Source organism: Paraburkholderia sp. GV068 (assembly GCF_003058125.1).
Classification (GTDB): Bacteria; Pseudomonadota; Gammaproteobacteria; order Burkholderiales; family Burkholderiaceae; genus Paraburkholderia; species Paraburkholderia graminis.
This window is the reverse complement of the sequence record NZ_QBUB01000005.1, coordinates 343,569-366,360: the sequence shown is the minus strand read 5'-3', so window position 1 is coordinate 366,360 and position 22,792 is coordinate 343,569. Positions and strand designations below refer to the sequence as shown.

18 protein-coding genes are annotated in these 22,792 nt (G+C 63.2%); 7 read left to right on the top strand and 11 right to left on the bottom strand.

The genetic code is table 11. The features are described from left to right. Positions 1–228: 228 nt before the first annotated feature. Entirely contained in the window at positions 229–1,425 is a 1,197-nt protein-coding gene (gene fabV, locus C8K18_RS13740; protein ID WP_006049027.1) for an enoyl-ACP reductase FabV, read from the top strand. Between the two features lie 116 nt (positions 1,426–1,541). Here fabV and C8K18_RS13735 read toward each other — a convergent pair whose 3' ends face one another. Next, positions 1,542–2,165, bottom strand: coding sequence for a glutathione S-transferase family protein (locus tag C8K18_RS13735; RefSeq protein WP_029968457.1), 624 nt, complete (start codon positions 2,163–2,165; stop codon positions 1,542–1,544). A gap of 344 nt (positions 2,166–2,509) precedes the next feature. Here C8K18_RS13735 and C8K18_RS13730 point away from each other — a divergent pair, with 344 nt between their 5' ends. Together C8K18_RS13730 and C8K18_RS13725 are read left to right on the top strand one after the other, a co-directional pair. Continuing rightward, positions 2,510–2,875 (top strand): hypothetical protein, encoded by a 366-nt coding sequence (locus C8K18_RS13730; RefSeq protein ID WP_006049025.1) that lies wholly within the window; start codon positions 2,510–2,512, stop codon positions 2,873–2,875. A gap of 322 nt (positions 2,876–3,197) precedes the next feature. Then, on the top strand, positions 3,198–4,130 hold the full coding sequence (locus C8K18_RS13725; RefSeq protein WP_029968456.1) for a LysR substrate-binding domain-containing protein: 933 nt from the start codon (positions 3,198–3,200) through the stop codon (positions 4,128–4,130). Positions 4,131–4,251: 121 nt separating this feature from the next. On the opposite strand, the gene C8K18_RS13720 is transcribed toward C8K18_RS13725, so the two are convergent. The 4 genes from C8K18_RS13720 to aldA all read right to left on the bottom strand — a co-directional run bounded on the left by C8K18_RS13720 (position 4,252) and on the right by aldA (position 10,030). Then, positions 4,252–5,913: a GMC family oxidoreductase gene (locus tag C8K18_RS13720; protein ID WP_107707769.1), complete on the bottom strand. Its 1,662-nt coding sequence runs from the start codon at positions 5,911–5,913 to the stop codon at positions 4,252–4,254. A 3-nt stretch (positions 5,914–5,916) separates the two neighbouring features. Then, positions 5,917–7,134: a mandelate racemase/muconate lactonizing enzyme family protein gene (locus C8K18_RS13715; RefSeq protein WP_107707768.1), complete on the bottom strand. Its 1,218-nt coding sequence runs from the start codon at positions 7,132–7,134 to the stop codon at positions 5,917–5,919. Then, on the bottom strand, positions 7,135–8,481 hold the full coding sequence (locus tag C8K18_RS13710) for a nitrate/nitrite transporter (RefSeq protein ID WP_107707767.1): 1,347 nt from the start codon (positions 8,479–8,481) through the stop codon (positions 7,135–7,137). Between the two features lie 94 nt (positions 8,482–8,575). Beyond that, a complete protein-coding gene (aldA, locus tag C8K18_RS13705; RefSeq protein ID WP_107707820.1) occupies positions 8,576–10,030 on the bottom strand; it encodes an aldehyde dehydrogenase in 1,455 nt (484 codons plus the stop codon). Positions 10,031–10,304: 274 nt separating this feature from the next. Here aldA and C8K18_RS13700 point away from each other — a divergent pair, with 274 nt between their 5' ends. Continuing rightward, complete coding sequence (locus C8K18_RS13700; RefSeq protein WP_107707819.1) at positions 10,305–11,483, top strand: porin; 1,179 nt, start codon at positions 10,305–10,307, stop codon at positions 11,481–11,483. A 13-nt stretch (positions 11,484–11,496) separates the two neighbouring features. Here the strand turns inward: C8K18_RS13700 and C8K18_RS13695 are convergent, their stop codons facing one another. From C8K18_RS13695 to nirB, 5 genes are all read right to left on the bottom strand, one after another. Continuing rightward, entirely contained in the window at positions 11,497–11,997 is a 501-nt protein-coding gene (locus C8K18_RS13695) for an MgtC/SapB family protein (RefSeq protein ID WP_006049018.1), read from the bottom strand. A 75-nt stretch (positions 11,998–12,072) separates the two neighbouring features. After that, positions 12,073–12,795, bottom strand: coding sequence for a type IV pili methyl-accepting chemotaxis transducer N-terminal domain-containing protein (locus C8K18_RS13690; RefSeq protein WP_107707766.1), 723 nt, complete (start codon positions 12,793–12,795; stop codon positions 12,073–12,075). Positions 12,796–12,832: 37 nt separating this feature from the next. Continuing rightward, positions 12,833–14,200: an MFS transporter gene (locus C8K18_RS13685; RefSeq protein ID WP_006049016.1), complete on the bottom strand. Its 1,368-nt coding sequence runs from the start codon at positions 14,198–14,200 to the stop codon at positions 12,833–12,835. 150 nt (positions 14,201–14,350) lie between these two features. Next, a complete protein-coding gene (gene nirD, locus C8K18_RS13680; protein ID WP_006049015.1) occupies positions 14,351–14,704 on the bottom strand; it encodes a nitrite reductase small subunit NirD in 354 nt (117 codons plus the stop codon). 33 nt (positions 14,705–14,737) lie between these two features. Next, entirely contained in the window at positions 14,738–17,278 is a 2,541-nt protein-coding gene (nirB, locus tag C8K18_RS13675) for a nitrite reductase large subunit NirB (protein ID WP_107707765.1), read from the bottom strand. A 773-nt stretch (positions 17,279–18,051) separates the two neighbouring features. Here nirB and cobA point away from each other — a divergent pair. Next, positions 18,052–18,831 (top strand): uroporphyrinogen-III C-methyltransferase, encoded by a 780-nt coding sequence (cobA, locus tag C8K18_RS13670; protein ID WP_107707764.1) that lies wholly within the window; start codon positions 18,052–18,054, stop codon positions 18,829–18,831. A 36-nt stretch (positions 18,832–18,867) separates the two neighbouring features. On the opposite strand, the gene C8K18_RS13665 is transcribed toward cobA, so the two are convergent. Beyond that, on the bottom strand, positions 18,868–19,749 hold the full coding sequence (locus C8K18_RS13665; RefSeq protein WP_107707763.1) for an MOSC domain-containing protein: 882 nt from the start codon (positions 19,747–19,749) through the stop codon (positions 18,868–18,870). 275 nt (positions 19,750–20,024) lie between these two features. On the opposite strand from C8K18_RS13665, the gene C8K18_RS13660 reads away from it, so the two are divergent. Then, positions 20,025–20,429, top strand: a complete 405-nt coding sequence (locus C8K18_RS13660; protein WP_006049011.1) for a heme-binding protein — start codon at positions 20,025–20,027, stop codon at positions 20,427–20,429. 160 nt (positions 20,430–20,589) lie between these two features. Then, positions 20,590–22,767 carry a malate synthase G gene (locus C8K18_RS13655; RefSeq protein ID WP_107707818.1) on the top strand — a complete coding sequence of 726 codons (2,178 nt, stop codon included), beginning with the start codon at positions 20,590–20,592 and terminating at the stop codon, positions 22,765–22,767. Positions 22,768–22,792 lie beyond the last annotated feature (25 nt).

The following is a 22,792-nucleotide window of genomic DNA, read 5'->3' as shown; positions in this document are numbered from 1 at the left end:
TTGTTGCGGGTTTGTTGCAGCTTTGTTGTGCGTTTGTTGCTGCTTTGCCGATGCTTTTCGGCGGCTTTGCCGGTTCTTGCCGCGGCTCGCCGCTCGTTTGTTGCTCGCTCGCCGCTCGTGTGCCGCTCGTCCGCTGCCTGTTTGCCGCTCCCCGCAGCCGATCCCGCGCGCCGCGCCAGCAGCCGCGCGGGCCACTATAATGTCGCCAATTCCGACAAGAGGTGCTTCATGATCATCAAACCGCGCGTGCGTGGCTTCATCTGCGTAACCACCCATCCGACGGGCTGCGAGGCCAACGTCAAGGAACAGATCGACTACGTCAAGGCACGCGGTCCCATTGCGAACGGCCCGAAGAAGGTGCTCGTGATCGGCGCATCCACGGGCTACGGACTGGCCGCTCGCATCAGCGCGGCGTTCGGCTGCGGCGCGGACACGCTCGGCGTGTTTTTCGAGCGCGGCGGCAGCGAATCGAAGGCCGGCACGGCAGGCTGGTACAACAGCGCGGCGTTCGAGAAGTTCGCCGCCGCCGAGGGCCTCTACGCGACGAGCATCAACGGCGACGCGTTTTCCGACGAAGTGAAGGCGCGCACCATCGAAGTCATCAAGCGCGATCTCGGCCAGGTCGACCTCGTGGTCTACAGCCTCGCCGCGCCCAAGCGCACGCATCCGAAAACCGGCGAGGTGTTCACGTCCACGCTCAAGCCGGTCGGCAAGGCAGTCACGCTGCGCGGCATCGATACCGACAAGGAAGTGATCAAGGAAACCGTGCTCGAACCCGCCACGCAAACCGAAATCGACCACACGGTCGCGGTGATGGGCGGCGAAGACTGGCAAATGTGGATCGACGCGCTGCTCGAAGCGGGCGTGCTCGCGGACGGCGCGAAGACCACCGCGTTCACCTACCTCGGCGAGAAGATCACGCACGACATTTACTGGAACGGCTCGATCGGCGCGGCCAAGAAGGACCTCGATCAGAAGGTGCTCGATATCCGCGCGAAGCTCGCGGCCAAAGGCGGCGACGCGCGCGTGTCGGTGCTGAAGGCGGTCGTCACGCAGGCGAGTTCCGCGATTCCGATGATGCCGCTCTATCTGTCGCTGCTCTTCAAGGTGATGAAGGAGAAAGGCACGCACGAAGGCTGTATCGAGCAGGTTTATGGCCTATACAAGGACAGCTTGTACGGCGCGGCGCCGCATATCGACGAAGAAGGCCGTTTGCGCGCGGACTACAAGGAACTGGACCCGGAAGTGCAGCAACGCGTGGAAGCGCTGTGGGGCCAGGTGACGAACGACACGATCTACGAACTCACGGATTTCGCCGGCTATAAGACCGATTTCCTGCGGTTGTTCGGCTTCGAGATCGCGGGCGTCGACTATGAGGCCGACGTGAATCCCGACGTGCAGATTCCGCGGCTTGTTCAGGTCTGAGTTTTTGCGGGTTTTAGCCGCGTTTTGAGAATGCGGGGCCGTTGCGCCCCGCATTGTTTGTCTCGTTTGCTTCCTCCTCTGCTTTTTCTCCCCCTCGCTCGCTGATGCTGTCGCGCTTACGGCGTGCCGTTGCGGCAGTACTCGCGATACGCATCGCGCGACGCAAGGCGCGTCATATAAGTGTCGACCGCGGGCAGATCGTCGCGTGCAATTGGGGTTTCGAGCCAACGGTTGATCGATAGCGCGATCGGAATGTCCGCGAGCGAGAAGGCGTCGCCCGCGATGAACGCGCCGGTGCGCTGCAATTGTCCTTCGACGATTGCCATGTGCTTCGCCCAGTTCGCGCGCGACGCCTCGATCTGCTGCGCATCGCGATGAGCCGGCGATTGCCGCACGAGCGCGAGAAACGCGTAGCTCCACGAGCGGTTCAGTTCGCTTGCCTGCCAGTCGATCCACTGGTCGCAGCGCGCGCGTTCGCGCGGGTCGGCCGGATAAAGCCACTCGCCGCCATAGCGCCCCGCGAGATAGCGGATGATCGAGTTCGACTCCCATAGAACGAAGTCGCCGTCCCTGATGACGGGAACCATCGCGTTCGGATTCAGCGCGAGAAATTCGGGGACGTTGGTTGGACGGAACCCCGCGCCCCAATCTTCCCGTTCGAACGCGAGGCCGAGTTCCGCGCAGGTCCACAGCACCTTGCGCACGTTGATGGAGGTAGGTTTGCCGAGAATCTGCAGCATGGGGCGTGGATGCGGTGGTGGAAGGAACCGTTACGTTAGCGCGTTGGCGGATTTTCTGCTGGGGCGCGGCGGGTGCCTGCGCGGTTGGGCGCGTTGCTTGCCGGGCGCCTCGTTACCGGCTCTTGCTGCTTGCTTGCCGCGCGCCTCGCGCTCGTGTCCGGTTTTGTGCCAACGGGGCGAGTGGGCCGCCGTTAAACCAGCGCCCGAACAAAGCGCCGCCCCGCGTGCGCCAGGGTACGCCCGGGAATTGCCGCTGATGAATTCTGCGTGATATTGTTAATCCATGCGGAGGACGGCCGCACGCCGCCTCCCCCGGAAAGCAATTTACCGCAGCGAGCGTCGCCATGAGTGATGTACGCCACCATCTGAGTCCGCGGGACCGTCTGGAGCTGTTGTGCTGGCTCACATGCGGCAGCCTCGGCGCTTACTACCTCAACGAGGACTGGCCCGACGCGGCGTTCCACGTGCAGGCCGCCCACAAATGGCTCGACCGGCGCGCGCGCGAGGCCGACTGGCTCGCCATCGCCAAGCTGTCGGCCACCGCGCTGGAAATCGCCCGCCGGCACGCGCGCTTCGTCGACACCGACTGGGCCCGCGACGCCGTCGAGGAAATTCTCGACACCGACGAACTCGATCCGCAAGCGCGGCTCGTCCGGCAGGTTCTCGCGGACTGCGAGAAGGCGCTGGCGGACCGGCGGACGGCGGACTGATTGCTGTAGGAGCGAGCAAGCTGGCGCCCCCGCGCGGTTTCTCCCCGTAAGCTCAAAAACGAACGTTTCGCACGAATCCCGACGCCGAACTCTGGCGGGGCGGGAAGCCGTTTCAGCAGCAAGTCCGCATCTCGCGCTTCGCCGTGCTGCCCGCCATCTCTTCAAACCCGCGAAAACACCTGCGCGACACGCCTTCCCTCCCGCGTCCCCTCCGTAAAAACACCCGCCCAAACCACCTCGCCTCCCTCTCCCCAGCCGCTAAAATACCGGGCACATCGCGCGTCGCGCTTCCCTCTCCCGGTCGAACATCTTGAAACGCAAAATGCCGGCGCTGAACGCGCTCAAAGCCTTCGAAGTGGCTGGCCGCACCGGCAGCTTCACGCGCGCCGCGGAATTGCTCAACGTCACGCAAAGCGCCGTGAGCCGGCAAGTGCGTCAACTCGAGGCGCAAATCGGCGAGACGCTGCTGCAACGCCATCATCACCATCTCGAACTGTCGGCGGCCGGGCGCGTGCTGTTGCAGGCGCTGCAGCAATCGTTCGACCGTATCGAACTGACGGTGCGCAGCCTGCAGGAGAAAACGCATCGTAACCGGCTGCGTATCAACGCACCGCCCACCTTCACGAGCCGCTGGCTGATGCCGCGTCTCGGCCGGCTGCGCGACGCGCACCCGCATCTCGAACTGAGCCTGTCGACACGCATCGACGACAAGCTCGCGGAATCCGGCGTGCTCGATTGCGCGATCCGCTTCGGCAACGGCGAGTGGGAAGGTTTCGACAATCGTCTGTTGATGAACGAACGGCACGTCGCCGTCTGCGCGCCCGCGCTGCTCGCGCGCCAGGCGGGGCGCGCGTCGATCGATCTCAACGAACTCACGCTGCTGCACGTATTGGCGAGCGCGGATCAGCGCTACCTCACGTGGCAACACTGGCTCAAGGCCGCCGGAATCGACAATGTGGATACGCGCGGCGGCTATGAATTCGATCTGCTCGACCACGCGATTCGTGCCGCCATCGACGGCCTCGGTGTGACGATCGCCGACCGTCACATGGTCGCGCGTGAACTCGCCGACGGGCAACTGGTGCAGGTGCTGAACGTGCACGTCGACGGCCATCAGTCGTACTGGCTCGTGACGCGCGCCGGGCAGGAGGAATTGCCGCACGTCGCGCTGTTTCGCGACTGGCTGCAACAGGAAATCTGGCTGGGCGAACGGTCTTTCGAGGGCTCGGAGGCGATGCCGCTCGGCGACGTCTAACGTGTAGTGAAACGCGCGGCGTCAACCGCGTTTGTTTTTCACAGAGTGCCGATAAAAAACGCACCGATCGCATTGCATCGGCGCGCTGTCCTCTTCAGCTTCAACACAACGCCGACATCCCTCAAGCGGCGCTAGCCCACTCCGCCACCTCAGCCTCGCGCGCGCCCTGCGCAGCGGCGTCTTCGAGAATCATGTCGGCGCCCTTCTCCGCGACCATCATCGTCGGCGCATTGATGTTGCCGGACGTGATGTTCGGGAAGATCGACGCATCGACGACGCGCAAGCCCGCCATGCCGTGCACGCGCAAACGCGCATCCACCACCGACGTCCGCGGATCGTCGCCCATCGCGCACGAGCCGCACAGGTGATAGATGGAGCCCGACTGCTCGCGGAAATATTGCAGGAAGTCCTCGCGCGACGCGACCTGCGGCCCCGGCGAGATTTCCTCGACTGTGATCTCCTTCAGTGCCGGCGAGCCCATGATCTTGCGCACGAGTTCGCAACCCTGAATCACCTCGTCGATGTCCTTCTGCGTGCTGAGCGCGTTCAGGCGAATCTTCGCGGCGTCGGCCGCGCGATTCGACGCGATTTCGATCGAGCCGCGGCTCGTCGGCCGGCAAGGGTTGAATGCGAGCAGGAAGCCCGAGTACGGCTCCGGTTCGAGATTCGCCTTGCTGCTCTTCGGAATCCGGTACGACAGCGGATTGAAGTAAAGCTGCAGGTTCGGCTGCGCCTCGCGTTCGCTGCCTTTGAAAAAACCGCCCGACTGATTCACGCTCATTGCAAGCGGCCCCTTGCGCGTGAGCAGATATTGCAGCCCGAGCTTGAGCTTGCCGAGAAGCGGCCGCATTTCGTCGTTGAGCGTTTTGACGTTCGCGCGGTAGTAGAAGCTCACGCACAAATGGTCCTGCAAATTGCGGCCGACGGCGGGCAACTCATTGACGGTGGCGATGCCGTGTTTCGTGAGCAACGCACTGTCGCCGACGCCGGATAATTGCAAGAGCTTCGGCGAATCGACCGCGCCCGCGCACAAGATCACTTCGCGATTCGCCATGAAACGCCGCACGACACCCTCCTGCGTGACGCTCACGCCAATCGCGCGCCGCTCGCCGTCGAACAGCACACGATCGACCAGCACGTTATGCTCGATCGTGAGATTTTTCCGCGCGAGCGCCGGATGCAGATACTCGAAGCTGCTCGACGAGCGCTGACCATTGCGCGTGTTGACATCGTAAATACCGGCGCCTTCGAATTGCGCGCCGTTGAAGTCGTCGCTGCGCTGATAGCCGGCCTGATCGCAGCCCTTCAGAAAGACGTGGCAAATCGGATGCACGGCGTCTTTCATCGGCGAGATGCGGATCGGCCCATCGGCGCCGTGATATTTCGTATTGCCAAGCGGATGCGATTCGAGCTTGCGGAAATACGGTAGCACGTCGCGAAACGCCCAGCCGGAGTTGCCCGCTGCCGCCCAATCGTCGAAATCGCCCGCTTGCCCGCGCACGTAAATCATCGCGTTGATGGAGCCGGAGCCGCCCTGCACCTTGCCGCGCGGACAATAGATAGGCCGGTTATCCAGTTCCTTTTCCGGCTCGCTGTAATACATCCAGTTATAGGTTTCGTTGTAGTAGGTCTTCGTAAAACCCACTGGAATCCTGAACCAGAACGAACTGTCCTTGCCGCCCGCCTCGAGCAGCAGCACCGAATATTGGCCCGACGCCGACAGGCGATTGGCGAGAATGCAGCCCGCCGAACCCGCGCCGACGATGATGTAATCGTAGTTCATGCTCTAACCCTTGGCCGGCGCCAGATCTTTCACGTCGACAGGTTGTGCGGCCATTTGCAGATGCAGACGCTCGCCCGTGTACGGCGTGTGCTGTGCGACGACTTCCATGTTCAGCTCGACGCCAAGCCCAGGTTCGCGCGACGGAATGATGTAGCCGTCTTCCCATTGAATCGGCTTCTTCAAAACCGCCGCATGAAAACCGTCCCACGTGCCGATGCTTTCCTGAATCAGGAAGTTCGGCGTGCATGTCGCCAACTGAATGCTTGCGGCCGCACCGATCGGACCGTTGTACAGATGCGGTGCGATCTGCGCGTAATACACCTCGGCGAGCGCGGCCACTTTCTTCGCTTCGAGCAGACCGCCCACGCGCGCCACGTTCAATTGCAGAATCGATGCAGCGCCCGCTTGCAGCAGCCTGAAAAATTCGTACTTCGTAGTCAGCCGCTCGCCGGCTGCAATCGGAATGCTCGTGTGCCGCGAGACTTGCGCCATCGCGTCTTCCTGGCCGGGCGGCACGGGTTCCTCAAACCATAGCGGATCGTATTTTTCGAGGCGCTTCGCAAGCCGGATTGCCGATGAAGGCACCATCTGTCCATGCGTGCCGAACAGCAGATCGGCCTTGCTGCCCACCGCTTCGCGCACGCGGCGGCAGAATGTCTCGCAGCGGTCGAGTACTTCCATCGACAGTTGATGCCCCGAGTACGCCGTGTACGGCCCGGCCGGATCGAACTTCACCGCGGTAAAGCCGCGCTTCACATTCCCGGCGGCGCATTCGGCGGCAAGATCGGGATCGTCGTAGTCGTATTCGCCGCGGCTGTTCTTCGGGTACAGGTACGTGTATGAGCGCAGACGCTGATTCACCATGCCGCCGAGCAATTCGTAAACCGGCTTGCCCGCTGCCTTGCCGATAATGTCCCAGCACGCCATTTCGAGGCCGCTCACCACGCCCATCATCGTCAGATCGGGACGTTGCGTGAAGCCGCTCGAATAGGCTTCGCGCCACAAGCGCTCAATATGATGCGGGTCCTTGTCGAGCAGATAGCGCGCAAACACATCGTCGACGATATGCGTCATTGCTTTCGGATGAAACGTCGCCGAATAGATTTCGCCGACGCCTTCAATACCGCAGTCGGTTTTCAGCTTGACGAAGATCCAGTACATGCCGCCCACGTGCGGCGGCGGTACGGCAACGATATGCGTTTCGAGCGAGACAACTTTCATTTACGCAACCTCTTTCCTGTTAAGCATGTTTCTCAACGCGAGCCCCGCAAAACCGCCGAGCGCAGCCATCGCCGCCACATAACCGAAATACAGCTTATAGCCGAATACGCCGGGGAACGTCTGCGTCAGATAACCGTTGATGAGCGGCAAAAATACATCGGGCGAATAACCGAGTACGGAGATGAGGCCGATGGCGAGGCCCATCGTCGAAACGGGGATGTTGCAGCGGTCCAGCAGCGACCAGTAAAGCCCGCGAATCGCGTAGGTCAGAATGCCGATGAACAGCACGAGGAACACCAGCAATACGTGGCTCGCAATGCGTGGTGCGGCCATCAGTCCGAGCAGGGACAGCGCGGCGAGAAACAGCGCGATGACCAGCACCGATACCTTCGAGTAACGGTCGCCGAGAAAGCCGCCGCCGATGCCGCCAATCGGCCGCATCCACAGTTTGAGCGTGGTGATCGTGCCGGCCATGACGACGGTCAGGCCGATTTCGCCTTCGTGCAGATAGGCGGAAAAGCTATACGTCGCCCAGAACACCTGGTAGCCGCAGAACACGATCGCCGCGACGAGCCACAACTCCGGAATCTTTGCGAGCGTGGCGAGATCGGCGAGCACGTTGTTGCGCCGGCGCGCAGCGCGATTGGCCGCGTCGTCACGCGCGCCCTGCTCGCCTTGCGGGTCTTTCACGAGAACCAGCACCACACCGAGCGCAATGCACAAGAACGCGTACATGTAGACGACCATTCTGAAACCCGCGGCGACTGACTCGCCCTTCGTCTGCGTCGCCCATGCGAACAGCGTGATGGCGACCGTCGCGAGCATCGCCTCGATGAGCCCGCGCCCGCCGTCGAGCAGACCGAAGAAGCGGCCTTGCTCGTCGGCGCCGGCGATCATCGTCACGCGTTTGATCACAGCGGCCCAGAACGTCAGGCCGGTCGACAAGCCCCAGCCGCCGAAGATCAGCATCAGCATCTGAAAAGAAGGCGCGGTCGAATACCAGAGCCCGAGCACGCCGGTTGCGATCAGCGAAAAGCAGATCAACAGGCGTGGCGCAATGCGATCCGCGAGCCAGCCGCTCGGCAGATAGCTGAGCAGAAAAATGGTGCCGAGCGATGAATACAGATAGCCGAGTTGACTATCGGTGATATGAAACACTTCGAGCATCGTCGGCTGATAAACCTGCCGCAGATACAGGATCGGATAGATCGCGCCGGCTGCGAGAACCAGCAACATCAGTTGCGTATAACGGCGCGCTTTGGTGTTTTGCAGCGCGGTTTGCAGGTCGTTTTCGTTTAACGCGAGTGCAGCGGCGTTCGAAGCGGATCGGACGGGTTGAGATGACACGTGAGCCTCCTGAGAGACCCCGCGCCGCATGAGCGGCCCGTGAGTCTCCAATATGTTTTGTTATGAATGAGCAGCGTTTTGCTGCGTGTTTGCATCAGTACTTCATGACGACAAGACGCGTCTGCGTGAATTCGAGCATGCCGTGCTTGCCGTCGTCGCCGCCGAGGCCCGAGCGTTTCCAGCCCGCATGAAAGCCCTGATATGGATCGGCCGGCGTGCGGTTCACATACAACTCGCCCGCTTCGATGCCGTTGGCGATCTTCATCGCGCTGCGATAGTTCTCGGTGTAAAGCACCGACGACAAACCGAACTGGTGATCGTTGGCCATCTCGAGTGCTTCGTCGAGCGTGCGGTATTTGACGACCGGCATCACGGGGCCGAAGGTCTCTTCCTGCACGATCTCCATGTCCTGCCGGCAGTTCGACAACAACGAGGCCGGATAGAAGAACCCTTTGCGTTCCGTCGATGCCGGCAGCTTGCCGCCTGTTTCCAGCGTCGCGCCTGCTGCAACCGCGCGCGCGACCATCGCGTGAATCGACTGACGCGATGCTTCATTGACGAGCGGACCCATCAGCGACGGCTGTTCGCCGCGGTCGCCGAACTCGACTGCGCTCATGTGGCGCTTGAGCAGCGCGACGAAGCGGTCATGCACGCTTTCCTGCACATAGACGCGTTCGATCGCCGTGCAAAGCTGGCCGCAGTGCGTGGTTTTCGACGCGACCAGTTCACGCGCGGCTTTTTCCAGATCGGCGTCGGCTTCGATAATGGCCGGCGTCTTGCCGCCCAATTCGAGCGACGGCTTCGCGATATTCGCCTTGCAGTAATCGAGCACCTTGCGGCCCGCGCCAACGCTGCCCGTCAACGTGATCATGCCGACCTTGGGATGCGTGCACAGCGCTTCGGCAGTCGCATGATCCATCGCGAGAATGTTGACGACGCCTGCGGGCAAACCGGCCTTCTCGACGGCCTTGGCGATTTCGAACGCCGAGGTCGGCGTGTTGTTGCTTGGGCGCACGACGACCGTGTTGCCCGCGATCAGCGCGGGCGCCACCTTGCGCATGAACGTGTAGACCGGGTAGTTGAACGGAATCAGGCACGCGACCACGCCGATCGGCTCGCGATGCAGCACGAGGTTTTCGTCGGGCGTATCGCTTGGAATCACTTCGCCTTCGATGCGCCGCGCCCACTCTGCGTGGTAACGCGTGATCTGCGCGGCGTAGATCGCTTCGTTCGTGGCATCGGCGAGACTCTTGCCCGATTCGAGCGCGAGCGCCGCGCCGATGGCCGGCGCGCATTCGGTGAGCGCGTCGGCGAGCTTGTGCAGCCACGCGCCGCGTTCCACCGACGGCAGCTTGCGCCACGCCTTTTGCGCGAGCGCGGCGGCATCGACGGCGGCCACGGCTTCCGCGCGAGTCGCGGCGGTGACGTGCGCAATGAGCGCTTCGGTCGCTGGGTTGTGGACGGCGATCAACGCCTGATGCGTGGGTGAACCGGCATCGGCGGCCGGTTCGAGAAAGCGGCCGTTCACATAGTTCCGGTCGAGTCGCATGTTCGTCTCCTTCGTTTTCTTGCCTGCGGAAAACGCATGCCTTGCGTTTCCGTCTTCATGCAAAAGTGCATGGACGGAATTTTTGTCGGCCTGATTACCGGCCACAAGCGAATAATTCGCTGGACAAACATTCGAAAAAATCACGTTTATCCAGGGATGTGCCTCATACGCGAGCCGCATCTCGAATAGCAGAATCCGGGCTTCGCCAAAAAGCAGCGGCCGCGCCGAGTCCTGGCATCGGGCCGCTCATTACCAACGTCTGGAGTTCACGATGATGAGAAAGAACCTGTCCGCCACGGCTACTGCCCAGGCCATCGCCGGCGCTATCGCCGCCCTCGCCTCGCTGGCCAGTCCCTGCGCGTTCGCGCAAAGCAGCGTGACGCTGTACGGCGTGCTCGACGAAGGCCTCGACTACACCAACAACGCCGGGCGCGGCGCGGTATGGGAAATGGCGAGCGGCTACGCACAAGGCAGTCGCTGGGGCCTGAAGGGCTCGGAAGATCTGGGCGGCGGGACGCAGGCCGTGTTCCAGTTGGAAAACGGCTTCGACATCAATTCGGGGCGGCTCGGCCAGGGCGGCCGCATGTTCGGCCGCCAGGCGTACGTGGGTTTGAGCGACAACCGGTTCGGCACGCTCACGTTCGGACGACAGTACGACTCCGTCGTCGACTACCTCGCGCAGACGACGGCGAACGGCAACTGGGCCGGCTATCTGTTCGCGCATCCGTACGACAACGACAACACCGATAACTCGTTTCGCCTCGGCAACAGCGTGAAATACGCGAGCCCGAACTTCGCGGGTCTGCAGTTCGGCGGCGTCTACAGCTTCAGCAACGACACGAACTTCGCGAACAATCGCGCGTACAGCTTCGGCGCGCAGTACGCGACCGGCGGCCTTCTGATTGCGGCCGCCTATCTGCAGGCGAATAACCCCGGCGTGGGCGCGACCGGCGCAATCACGGCGAACGACGCGAGCTTCATCGCCGGACGCATGCGGATTTTCGGCGGCGGCATCAACTATACGTTCGGCTCGGCCACCGCCGGTTTCGCTTATACGAACTCCAGCTACAGGAGCCCAACGGGCAACGGCTATATCGGCGTGCCGCTCGCGGCGGCGGGCGTGACGTTGAACACGCTGAAGTACCAGAACTTCGAAGTGAACGGCAAATACCAGTTCACGCCCGCGTTCTTCGTCGGTGCGCAGTACGTGTACACGATGGAGAATTACGACGCGTCGTCAGGCGGCGTGAAGCCGAAGATTCATTCGGCCGGTCTGATGGCGGACTACAACCTGTCCAAACGCACGGACGTTTACGTGCAGGGCGTGTATCAGAAGGTCACGGGAGACTCGACGCATTCGATCCTCGATAACGCGTTTATTCCGGGCGTACAGGCGCCGTCGTCGACGGGTACGCAGGTCGCCGCGCGAGTCGCGCTGCGTCATAAGTTCTAACGTCGACGAACGCTTATTTGCGTGGATGCGCGCGGCCTTTCACGAGCCGCGCGCTCGAGAGAATCAACAGTGCAATGACCACGCTGAGAATCGCGGTGGCTTCGCGCCCAAGGCCCGCCGCCATGCCCACACCCGCGCTCAGCCACAGGCTTGCGGCCGTCGTCAGGCCGCGCACCTCGCGCTGCGCACTGAGCTTGATGACGGCGCCCGCGCCGAGAAAGCCGATGCCCGACACGAGCCCTTGCAGCACGCGGCTCATATTGTCTTGCGAAAAGCCGGCTTGCAGCGGCACCACGACGAATAGCGCCGCGCCCACGGCGACCATCATATGCGTGCGCATGCCGGCATCGCGCCGCGAGATCTCGCGCTCGAAACCGATCACGCCGCCGAGCACGAGCGCGATGCCGAGACGCATCAGCACCTGAGTCAGATCGGCCGCGCTGCCGAGGTCCGAGAACTCACCCTTGGCCGTCTGCCACACCGTTTCCCACACCGTTTGCGATCCGCTGTTCATATGGCTGACCCGACGTTGGCGAAAACGTCAAGCATAGCCGGGATAGCATCGGGTGGGCAGACCTCGGCGCGCGGATCAGGCGGACGCGGTCTTCTTCACGAAGGCGCTCACCACGGACTCGAGTTCCTTCGTGATCGAGGTCATCACGCCCGCAACGACCGCGAACTCGCGACCGGTCACATTCGTGCGGCTCGCCACGATCTGACCGTTGAAGGACACGATATGCGCTTCCTTCGCGATCGACTTGATTCGTTCGATCAATTGCTGCTGCTCTTTTTTCTGCAAGCGGGCAATGCGCCGGCTCTCCTGTTCGTAGACCGCCGTGATGCCATGCAGGTCGTTCAGCAACGGATCGGCGCACGCGATCAACGCCTGCACGGCGTCTTCGGCGCGTGCCGAGTCGCGTGCCGAGTTGCGTCCTATCGCGTCGAGCGCGGCCGACGCCAATGCGATGAAGTCGGCGATTTTCTTCGCGACGTGTCCGTTGCCGTTGCCCTTGTCTTTGTCATTGCCCATGCCGTGAAAGGCCTCGCGCAACGCCGGTGAAAAGAGCCCCGGCAGACCGTCGCGGCCTTGCACGAGCGCCGCGTGGCTGTCCGCGAAAGTGCGCAGCGTGTCTCGCGCGATCGCGAGCGCGCCGTCGCTTTGACGCAGCGCGAGCATCGCCTTGAAGACGATGCGCTGCGAGAGCATCCGTTGACGCCCAGCGATGTTGATCAACGAGCTCAACACTTCGCTGGACACGTCGGTTTGCGCTGCGTCGGCCCGCACTGTCTGAATCCGTTCTATCGTGCTCACGCTATTTGTTTGTGAAGGTTCAGATCAAAGCGCCGCATCACTCCGTTGCATGCGCGTGCATGCCGGCAGATTGCATCGACCACGCCATCCACGGACGGCGCAGCGCGACGATCGCGAGGAACGCGCAGGCGGCAAGCGCGCCGAAGGTCGCAAAGCCCATCTGATACGAACCGGTGCTTTCCTTAGCGATACCCATCACGACCGGCAGATAGAAACCGCCAATCCCGCCCGCCGCGCCGACGATGCCCGACATCAAGCCCGTGCGGCCAGCCCAGCGATGCGGCACGAGCTGGAACGTTGCACCATTGCCGAGTCCGAACGCCAGGTACAGGCACACCAGCAGCGCGATGCCGCCTGCGAGCGAAGGCATGACTGCGGCGAACACAAGGTCGCACAGCGAAATCGTCGCGAGCAGCACCGTCAGCGCACGCACGCCGGACACCTTGTCGGCGATCAGGCCGCCGAGCGGACGCACCAGCGCGCCGGTTGCGGCGAGCAACGCCATGAAGAGACCCGCGTCGATCTTCGAGAGCTGATAGAGGTTGGTGAGCAGCAGCGAAACATACGAGGACATGCCGACGAAACCGCCGAACGTGATGCTGTACACGAGCATGATGACCCACGTATCGCGCTCCGCGAGCACTGAGCGATAGCGCTTGGGCAGCACCGCAATCGCGAGCAGCGCGCCGATCACCGGCAACAGCAGCACGCCGGTCTTGCCCGAACCGAAGATGCCCGCTTCGACGAGCAGCACGAGCACGATCAGACCGACGAGCGTCACCGCGAAACCGCCGAAGGCACGCAGCACGCTGCCTGTCTTCACGCCGGAGTCGTTGGCCCAGAAGTACAGCGTGATCGCGGCGATCGCGAGCAGCGGCAATGCGCCGCCGGTTGCGACCTGCCAGCCGTAGTGCGTGGCGAGCTGCGGAAACAGGAAGCCGTCGAGCACCGCGCCGATGTTGCCCGCAGCGGCAAGCCCCAGCACGAGGCCCTGCACTTTCGGCGGATAGTTGCTGCCGGCCATCGGCAACGCGACCGCGAAGCTCGCACCGCCCACGCCGAGAAACACGCCGAGCACAAGCAGCAGCGTGTACGACGGAACGAACGGCAGCACCGGCAACACGATGGTCGGCACCGCCGAGAGCAGCACGCCGAGCAGCGCAATGCGCTTGCCGTGCGCCGACTGATAGAGGTTGCCGAGCGTCACGCGCAGGATCGCCGCGGAGAGCACGGGCACCGCGACGAGCAGGCCCTGCTGCGCCGGCGTCATCGAAATGCTTTTGCTGATGAACGGCGCGAGCGGGCCATACAGCACCCACACGGTAAAGCCCGTGTCGAAATAAAGGAAACACGCCACCAGCGCGCGCCAGTCGCCGCTCTTAAGCGAGCTCATCACGTTTTTCATCAGACATCCTCATTAAACTGATTTTCGATCACCCGGCTGGCCGTATGCTTCGCCGCGCACCGGAATGATCACTCTGTTTGGACCCCGCGCTGTCAATGCAACGTCTGTGCCATGCGGGCCGTTCTTAATGCAGCGGTGAAACGTACCGGCTCAAACGGCGACCCACACCTGGCCGTTTTCGACGCGCGCGGGAAATGCGCTGACGGAATGCGCGGGCGCTTCGAGGCACTCGCCGGTGCGCAGATCGAAGTGATGCTTGTAGATCGGCGAAGCCACCACGACGCGCTCGCCGAGACTGCCGATCAGCCCGCGCGAAAGCACGGCCGCGCGCGAGCCCGGATCGAAGTTTTCGATCGCGTACACGGCGGCCTGATCTTGGTCCGTGTTCACGTGAAATACGGCGACCTGTTCGCCTTTGACGAGCGCGCAGACGCCCGTGTTCGGAACGATGTCGTCGAGCGTGCAAACAGGGGTCCAGGTTTGCGGCAAGCGGTCGTTACTCATGGCGGAGCTCCTCATTTTCGATGACGCTAAAAATCAAACGGTTTCGACTACGACAGGAATCGCAGCGAGCTTCGACTGACGTTCCTCCGGCGTGGCCGGGCGAATCTGTCCGCGCTCCTGAACGAACGTCACGGTGCTGTCGGCCTGATCGCTGTTGACAAAGTGACGGAAGCGCTTGCGCGTCTCCGGATCCGTGACCGCTTTCTTCCACTCGCATTCGTATGTGTCGACCACGCGCTGCATGTCCGCTTCGAGTTCCGTGGCGACGTCGAGCTTGTCGTGTACGACCACGTCGATCAGATACTGAAGCCCGCCTTCCAGGCTTTCGCGCCACACGCTGGTGCGTTGCAGACGGTCGGCGGTGCGTACATAGAACATCAGGAAACGGTCGATGTAGCGCACGAGCGTCTCGCGATCGAGGTCCGACGCGATCAGTTCCGCATGCCGCGGCTTCATCCCGCCGTTGCCGCACACATAGAGATTCCAGCCCTTCTCGGTCGCGATCACGCCGACGTCCTTGCCCTGCGCTTCCGCGCATTCGCGCGTGCAGCCCGACACGCCGAACTTGATCTTGTGCGGCGTGCGCAAGCCCTTGTAGCGGTTCTCGAGTTCGACCGCGAGCCCGACCGAATCGCCGACGCCATAACGGCACCACGTCGAGCCGACGCACGACTTCACCGTGCGCAGCGATTTGCCGTACGCATGCCCCGATTCGAAGCCGGCCGCGATCAGCTCTTCCCAGATCAGCGGCAACTGCTCGACGCGCGCGCCGAACAGGTCCACGCGCTGGCCGCCCGTGATCTTCGTGTAGAGGCCGTATTTCTTCGCGACCTGCGCGACGGCGATCAGCCCGTCGGGCGTGACTTCGCCGCCCGGCATGCGCGGCACCACCGAATAGGTGCCGTCGCGCTGGATGTTCGCGAGGTAGTAGTCGTTGGTGTCCTGCAACGACGCGTGCTCTTTCTTCAGCACGAATTCGTTCCAGCACGACGCGAGAATGCTCGCCACCACCGGCTTGCAGATGTCGCAGCCCAGACCGTGGCCGTGCCGTGACAGCAGTTCGCCGAAGCTGCGCACGCCTTCCACTCGCACGATGTGATAGAGCTCCTGGCGCGAATAGGCAAAGTGCTCGCATACGTGATTGTTCACGGCGAGGCCCTGCTTCTTCATCTCGGCCTTCATCACCTGCGTGACGAGCGGCACGCAACCGCCGCACGACGTGCCCGCGGTGGTCGCGCATTTCAATGCGCCGATGTCGGTCGCGCCCGCGCAAACGGCGGCGCACAGTTCGGCCTTCGACACGTTGTTGCACGAACAGATCTGCGCCGTGTCGGGCAACGCGTCGACGCCGAGGCCCGGTTTCGCGGCGCCGTCGCTTGGCGGCAGGATCAGGAATTCGGGCGACTCGGGCAGCTCGATACCGTTGAGCATCATCTGCAGCAGCGTGCCGTATTCGCTTGCATCGCCGACCATCACGGCGCCCAGCAACTGCTTGCCGCATTCGGAGACGACCAGCTTCTTGTAGACCTGCTTGCGCTCGTCGCTGAACTGGTACGCTCGGCTGCCCGGCGTCGTGCCGTGCGCATCGCCGATGCTCGCGACGTCCACGCCCATCAGCTTCAGTTTGGTGCTCATGTCGGCGCCCGCGAAGGCCGCGTCGTCGCCGAGCAGATGTTTCGCGGCCACGCGCGCCATGTCGTAGCCCGGCGCGACGAGGCCATACACCATGCCGTTCCATGCGGCACATTCGCCGATTGCGTAGATGTCGGGATCGCTCGTGCGGCACGCCGCGTCGATGGAAATGCCGCCGCGCGCGCCGACTTCGAGGCCGCATGCACGCGCCAGTTCGTCGCGCGGACGGATGCCCGCGGAGAACACGATCATGTCGGTGTCCAGATGCGAACCGTCGGCGAACTGCATGCGGTGCGTGCCCGCTTCGCCGTCGACGATTGCCGTGGTGTTCTTCTGCGTGTGGACCGTCACGCCGAGTTCCTCGATCTTCGCGCGCAGCACGCGGCCGCCGCCTTCGTCGACCTGCACGGCCATCAGGCGCGGCGCGAACTCGACCACATGCGTTTGCAGGCCCATGTCGCGCAGCGCCTTCGCGCATTCGAGACCGAGCAGCCCGCCGCCGACGACGGTGCCCGTCTTCGAGCGCGCGCCGCATTCCTGCATCGCTTCGAGATCCTCGATAGTTCGGTAGACGAAGCAATCGCGGCGCTCGCGGCCTGCCACGGGCGGCACGAACGGCGACGAACCGGTGGCCATCACGAGCTTGTCGTAGGCAAGCGTCTCGCCGGTGGAAAGCGCGACCGTGTGCGCGTCGCGATCGATCGACACGGCCTTCGCGTTCAGTTTGAGCAGCACGTTCTCGCGTTCGAAAAAGCCGGGCTCGACAAGCGAGAGGTCGTCGGCGGATTTGCCCGCGAAGAATTCGGACAGGTGCACGCGGTCGTACGCGGGACGCGGTTCTTCGCACAGCACGGTGATGTCGAGGCCGTGCGCGGCGTCTTGCGCCAGACACTCGACCAGTTTGTGACCGACCATCCCGTGACCGATAACGATGATTTTCATGACCGCGGTTTCCTCAATGTGCTGGGCATCGGCTGCCGCGCTGCCGTCATCGGCAAAGCGGCGCCGGAAATAAAAACGGCGTCCCGCGAACCCAGTCGATGACTGAATTCGGGGGACGCCGTTGTCCTGACCTGGGTGCTGCGGCGAGCGCTTTGTGTGCGCTCACGGCGGATCGTCGTTGATCCGATGGGACCGTTAAATGCAAGGGCTGTGCCAATCGGGTTTTATAGGCTCGTGAGCCTTGCAGCGCGTGGTTTTGCGAGGAATCGCGGCATCGTATGAAGGACTCGACGCGCGACGTATTTCGATGCACGTCAGCACAGCGATGGTGCGACGCAGCACTGTGTGCGTGCGAAACGTGCGTGGATCGGCGGCGCGGGAAGCGCGCTCCCTACCCGGCTTTTTCACGCGTGCAACGGCGACTCGAATGCGGGAGCGCGAGCGTCGGCGCGCGAGTCATCGGCGCTTTGCGTCCAACGAATACGCACGTCATTACCGCGCAAGCGCTTCGTTGGCCTGCTCCTTGCATAAACACGATGCGCGTCGCGTGCAACGTTCGACTCCGGCAACGCAGCCGGAGCGCAACACGCGACCGTCGCGCGAGACACAACGCAGTGCCTCGCGACGCATCGAACAAGTCAGCAACACAGCAAGCAACGGACAACGGCGTCCCCTCGTGATCATCGCGAGAGGACGCCGTTTTTGTTTTTGCGCCGGCGGCACGCGAGGCACACCAAAGCCGCCGGCCACCAGAGAATCAAAAGGACATCGCGATGAACACGAACTCCGGCAAGGTCACGTTATTGAGCGCCGGCCCAGGCGAACTCGATCTGCTCACGCTGCGGGCCGCGAAAGCGCTCGCCGCCGCCGACGTCGTGCTGCTCGACGATCTGGCCAATCCCGAGATCGTGTCGCTCGCGCCGCAAGCGCGCGTGATTCGCGTCGGCAAACGCGGCGGCTGCCGCTCGACGCCGCAGGCTTTTATCGAGCGCCTGATGCGGCGGTACGCGCAGAAGGGCTTGGATGTGGTTAGGGTGAAAGGCGGCGAAGCGCTGCTGTTCGGCCGCGCGGGAGAAGAACTCGCGAGCCTGCGCGAGGCCGGCATTCCGGTCGAGATCGTGAACGGCATTTCATCGGGCTTCGCTGCCGCGGCGGGCCTCGGCATTTCGCTCACGCACCGCCGTCATTGTCATGGCGTGACATTCGTCACCGCGCACAAAGAGGACCACGGCGAACCGGACTGGGCCGCGCTCGCCGCGACGCGCACCACGCTTGCGATCTATATGGGCATGCGGCGAATCGGCAGCCTCGCCGCAGCGTTGCTCGCGAGCCTGCCCGCCGACACCCCCGCAGCGGTCGTGCAGTGGGCCGGCAGCGCGAATGAACGGCGCTTGCTGACGCGCCTCGATCGTCTCGCCGCGGATGCCACCGACGAGGGCTTCGGCAGTCCCGCCGTGATCCTGGTGGGCGATGCGATCGGCGAAAGTGTGGAAGCGATGTGGGCGCAAGACGCGACATCGCACGATGAATCGGCGCGTGCTCGGGCTGCGTGACGCACGTCACGCGCGCGGCCGCGCTGCAAAACCCAGCTAATCGCCGAAGCCCAACTCCGCTTCAACCGTCTGCCCCACGCGCAGCCACGTGCCCGCCCCGCTCGCGACGACCGCGTTGTTGCCGAACGTGACCGCGCCGTTCCTCTGCGGATTCGCGCGATAGGCGCTCATCGTGTCGGTCGGTTCGTTCGGCCATTCGGAATCGCGCTCACCCTTCGCCTGGTCGATGGTCGGCATCGGACAGCGCGAGCATGGCTTCACAAGGCGCAGCTCGACGCGCGGCTCCGACGTTTGCGCGCCGTCGATCCCGAGCGTCTCCACATAATCTTCCTCATAAGCATCGAGCCCGTTCAGCACGATGTTCGGACGAAACCGGTCGATCGGAATCGACGGCGCGCCTTTCGCGTTCAGACGCGTGTTCAGATCGTCGAGCGAAGCCTGGCCGATCACGAGCAACGGAAAGCCATCGGCGAAATAAGTCGTGGCGCCGCCCACGCTCTGCGTGTAGGTGGGATCGACAATTCGCTCCCGCTCGGGATCGAAGCGCAGCAGCCGCACCGGCATGCCGAGAAACGCCGTGAACCAGGCGGCGCATTCGTCGCCGGTGTCGAGTCCGTAAGCCGCGTCGCGCCATACCTTTGTGGTGAACTTGTCCGCAGCGCCGAGTTGCGCGGCATCGAGCGGCGTGCGCAACTCGCTCATGCCGGGCGCGCGGATCACGAGTTCATGATCCGCAATCTCCACCTTGATGAGCGCCATGCGCGGATACGCGCGCTGCGTGAGCATCTCGCCGTTTGAATCGACGGCCATCCAGTAACGATCGTATTCGAGCCCCGTGGCCAGCAGACGCGCTTCATTCAGCGCAATGCCCGCGCAGGATTTGATCGGATAGACAAATAGCTCGCTGATGGTCGGCATGATGTGGGGTTCTCGCTGGTTTTTATGAGGCACTTGGGCGATTGTAAATCGGCAAATCGCGCCGCTTGTTCCTTTCGAGCCGCAAGCTTGCGGCGGCGGCCGTTTCCTCCCGTCGCTCGTGGAAGTAAAATCCCAAAGCTTGGCACGCAGCATGGCTGTCGACGCGGCCCGCGCTTTATTGCCCCGTTTGATAGCCACTGCAAGCATGAACATGCGCATGAGCCGGAAGAAGTGGCACAAAGCCTCCCTACCATGAACGAGACAGGAACCTGATTATGCTGAGCAAACCCGTACTGACCATCGCCGAAACGACCCGCATCCTCGAAGCCGCGCGTGCCGAAGCCGAGAAGAACCGGTGGGCCGTCGCGATCGTCGTGTCCGACGACGGCGGCCATCCGCTCGGCATGCTGCGTCTGGACGGCAGCGCGCCCGCGAGCGCCTATATCGCGACCGAAAAGGCCCGCACCGCGGCCATCGGCCGTCGCGAAACCAAGGTATACGAGGACATGATCAACAATGGCCGCACCGCGTTTCTCAGCGCGCCGCTCTCCGGTACGCTGGAAGGCGGCGTGCCGGTGATCGTCGAAGGCCAGGTGATCGGCGCGGTCGGCGTGTCGGGCGTAAAGTCCGATCAGGATGCGCAGATCGCGAAGGCCGGCATTCAGGCGCTCGGCGTCTGATGTCGGCAAGGCCATGAGCATGGCCCGTGCGTCACGAATGCCGTCGTGATCGCACGATCCGCGAACCGAACGCAGCAACAGCAGCAGACAGCTTGTCAGCAGTAGCCCCAACGCGGGCCGATACCCCACATCGGCCCCACTCAGACAGATGGAGCAGTCGATGACTCAGATGAACCCGCGTGGCGGCTTGCAGGTCGCCGCCAATCTCGACCAGTTCGTCGAAACCGAAGCCCTGCCCGGCACCGGAATCGACAGCGCCGCGTTCTGGTCGGGTTTCGACGCCCTCGTGCACGAGCTGGCGCCCAAAAACCGCGCGCTGCTCGCCGAGCGCGATCGCCTGCAAACGGAACTCGACAACTGGCATCGCGCGAATCCGGGCCCGGTGCGCGACTTGCGCGCGTATCGTGCGTTTCTGGAAGGCATCGGCTATATCGTGCCCGCGCCGGCCGGCGTGAAGGCGACGACCGCGAACGTCGATACTGAAATCGCCGAACAGGCCGGTCCGCAACTGGTGGTGCCGTTGTCGAACCAGCGCTATGCGCTGAATGCGGCGAACGCGCGCTGGGGCAGCCTGTACGACGCGCTCTACGGCACCGACGCGATTCCCGATACGAACGGCGCGGAGCGTCAGAAGAGCTTCAATCCGGTGCGCGGCGCGGCGGTCATCGCCTATGCCCGCAAGTTTCTCGACGAAGCCGCGCCGCTCGCGAACGGCTCGCATGCCGACGCGACGCGCTATAGCGTGCAGGACGGCAAGCTCGTCGTCGCGCTGAAAAACGGCACGAGCGAGCTTGCTGCACCCGCGCAATTCATCGGCTATCAGGGCGACGCAAGCGAGCCCTCGGCGGTGCTGCTCAAGCACAACGGCTTGCACCTCGAAATCCAGATCGACGCGAACGACTCAATCGGCAAGACCGACGCCGCGCATGTCAAGGACGTGGTGGTCGAAGCGGCGGTGAGCACGATCATCGACTGTGAAGATTCCGTTGCGGCCGTGGACGCGAGCGACAAGGTTCAGCTCTATCGCAACTGGCTCGGCCTGATGAACGGCGATCTGACCGAAGAGGTCACGAAAAACGGCAAGACGTTCACGCGCCGTCTGAACGCGGATCGCGAATACGTCGGCGCGGACGGCAAAACGCCGGTCAAGCTGCACGGGCGATCGCTGCTTTTTATCCGCAACGTCGGCCACCTGATGACCAATCCGGCAGTGCTGACGAAAGACGGCGCCGAGATTCCCGAGGGCATTCTCGATGCGGTCATCACGACGCTGTGCGCGCTGCACGACCGCAAAAACAGGCTCAATTCGCGCACCGGCTCCATCTATATCGTGAAGCCGAAAATGCACGGCCCGGCTGAAGTGGCGTTCGCGAGCGAACTCTTTGCGCGCGTCGAAGATCTGCTGAAGCTGCCGCGCAACACGATCAAGATGGGCATCATGGACGAGGAGCGCCGCACCAGCGTCAATCTGCTGGCGTGTATCGGCGAGGCGTCGGAGCGCGTCGCGTTCATCAATACGGGCTTTCTCGACCGCACCGGCGACGAGATGCACAGCGCGATGGAAGCCGGCCCGATGATGCGCAAGGGCGATATGAAGTCGAGCACCTGGATTGCAGCGTACGAGCGCAGCAATGTGCTGGTCGGTTTGCATGCCGGGCTGCGCGGCCGCTCGCAAATCGGCAAGGGCATGTGGGCGATGCCCGATCTGATGCACGCGATGCTCGAGCAGAAGATCGTGCATCCGAAGGCCGGCGCGAACACGGCGTGGGTGCCCTCGCCCACGGCCGCGACGCTGCATGCGCTGCACTATCACCAGATCGACGTGCAGGCGGTTCAGCAGGAACTCGAGCGCACCGATTACGCGAAGGTGCGCGACGAATTGCTCGACGGCCTGCTGACGATTCCCGTCGTCGAAACGGCGAAGTGGAGCGCCGATGAAATCCGCGCCGAGCTGGACAACAACGCGCAAGGCATTCTCGGCTACGTGGTGCGCTGGATCGATCAGGGCGTGGGTTGTTCGAAGGTGCCGGACATTCACGACGTCGGCCTGATGGAAGACCGCGCGACGCTGCGTATCTCGAGCCAGCACATCGCCAACTGGCTGCATCACGGCGTGGTCACGCGCGAGCAGGTCGAGGAGACCTTCAGGCGCATGGCGAAAGTGGTCGATCAGCAGAATGCCGCCGATCCGTTCTACACGCCGATGGCGCCGGGCTTCGACACGATTGCGTTCAAGGCCGCGCAGGCGCTCGTGTTCGAAGGACGTCAGCAGCCGAGCGGCTACACCGAGCCGTTGCTGCACAAGTTCCGTCTGGAAGTGAAGCAGGACCGGGCTTGAGGTTCGCCGTTGCTCGAAAGCATTG

Coding starts and splice junctions, on each gene's coding strand:
- fabV (WP_006049027.1), top strand. CDS start 229: ATGATCATCAAACCGCGCGTGCGTGGCTTCATCTGCGTAACCACCCAT.
- C8K18_RS13735 (WP_029968457.1), bottom strand. CDS start 2,165: ATGCTGCAGATTCTCGGCAAACCTACCTCCATCAACGTGCGCAAGGTG.
- C8K18_RS13730 (WP_006049025.1), top strand. CDS start 2,510: ATGAGTGATGTACGCCACCATCTGAGTCCGCGGGACCGTCTGGAGCTG.
- C8K18_RS13725 (WP_029968456.1), top strand. CDS start 3,198: ATGCCGGCGCTGAACGCGCTCAAAGCCTTCGAAGTGGCTGGCCGCACC.
- C8K18_RS13720 (WP_107707769.1), bottom strand. CDS start 5,913: ATGAACTACGATTACATCATCGTCGGCGCGGGTTCGGCGGGCTGCATT.
- C8K18_RS13715 (WP_107707768.1), bottom strand. CDS start 7,134: ATGAAAGTTGTCTCGCTCGAAACGCATATCGTTGCCGTACCGCCGCCG.
- aldA (WP_107707820.1), bottom strand. CDS start 10,030: ATGCGACTCGACCGGAACTATGTGAACGGCCGCTTTCTCGAACCGGCC.
- C8K18_RS13700 (WP_107707819.1), top strand. CDS start 10,305: ATGAGAAAGAACCTGTCCGCCACGGCTACTGCCCAGGCCATCGCCGGC.
- C8K18_RS13695 (WP_006049018.1), bottom strand. CDS start 11,997: ATGAACAGCGGATCGCAAACGGTGTGGGAAACGGTGTGGCAGACGGCC.
- C8K18_RS13685 (WP_006049016.1), bottom strand. CDS start 14,200: ATGAAAAACGTGATGAGCTCGCTTAAGAGCGGCGACTGGCGCGCGCTG.
- nirD (WP_006049015.1), bottom strand. CDS start 14,704: ATGAGTAACGACCGCTTGCCGCAAACCTGGACCCCTGTTTGCACGCTC.
- nirB (WP_107707765.1), bottom strand. CDS start 17,278: ATGAAAATCATCGTTATCGGTCACGGGATGGTCGGTCACAAACTGGTC.
- cobA (WP_107707764.1), top strand. CDS start 18,052: ATGAACACGAACTCCGGCAAGGTCACGTTATTGAGCGCCGGCCCAGGC.
- C8K18_RS13665 (WP_107707763.1), bottom strand. CDS start 19,749: ATGCCGACCATCAGCGAGCTATTTGTCTATCCGATCAAATCCTGCGCG.
- C8K18_RS13660 (WP_006049011.1), top strand. CDS start 20,025: ATGCTGAGCAAACCCGTACTGACCATCGCCGAAACGACCCGCATCCTC.
- C8K18_RS13655 (WP_107707818.1), top strand. CDS start 20,590: ATGACTCAGATGAACCCGCGTGGCGGCTTGCAGGTCGCCGCCAATCTC.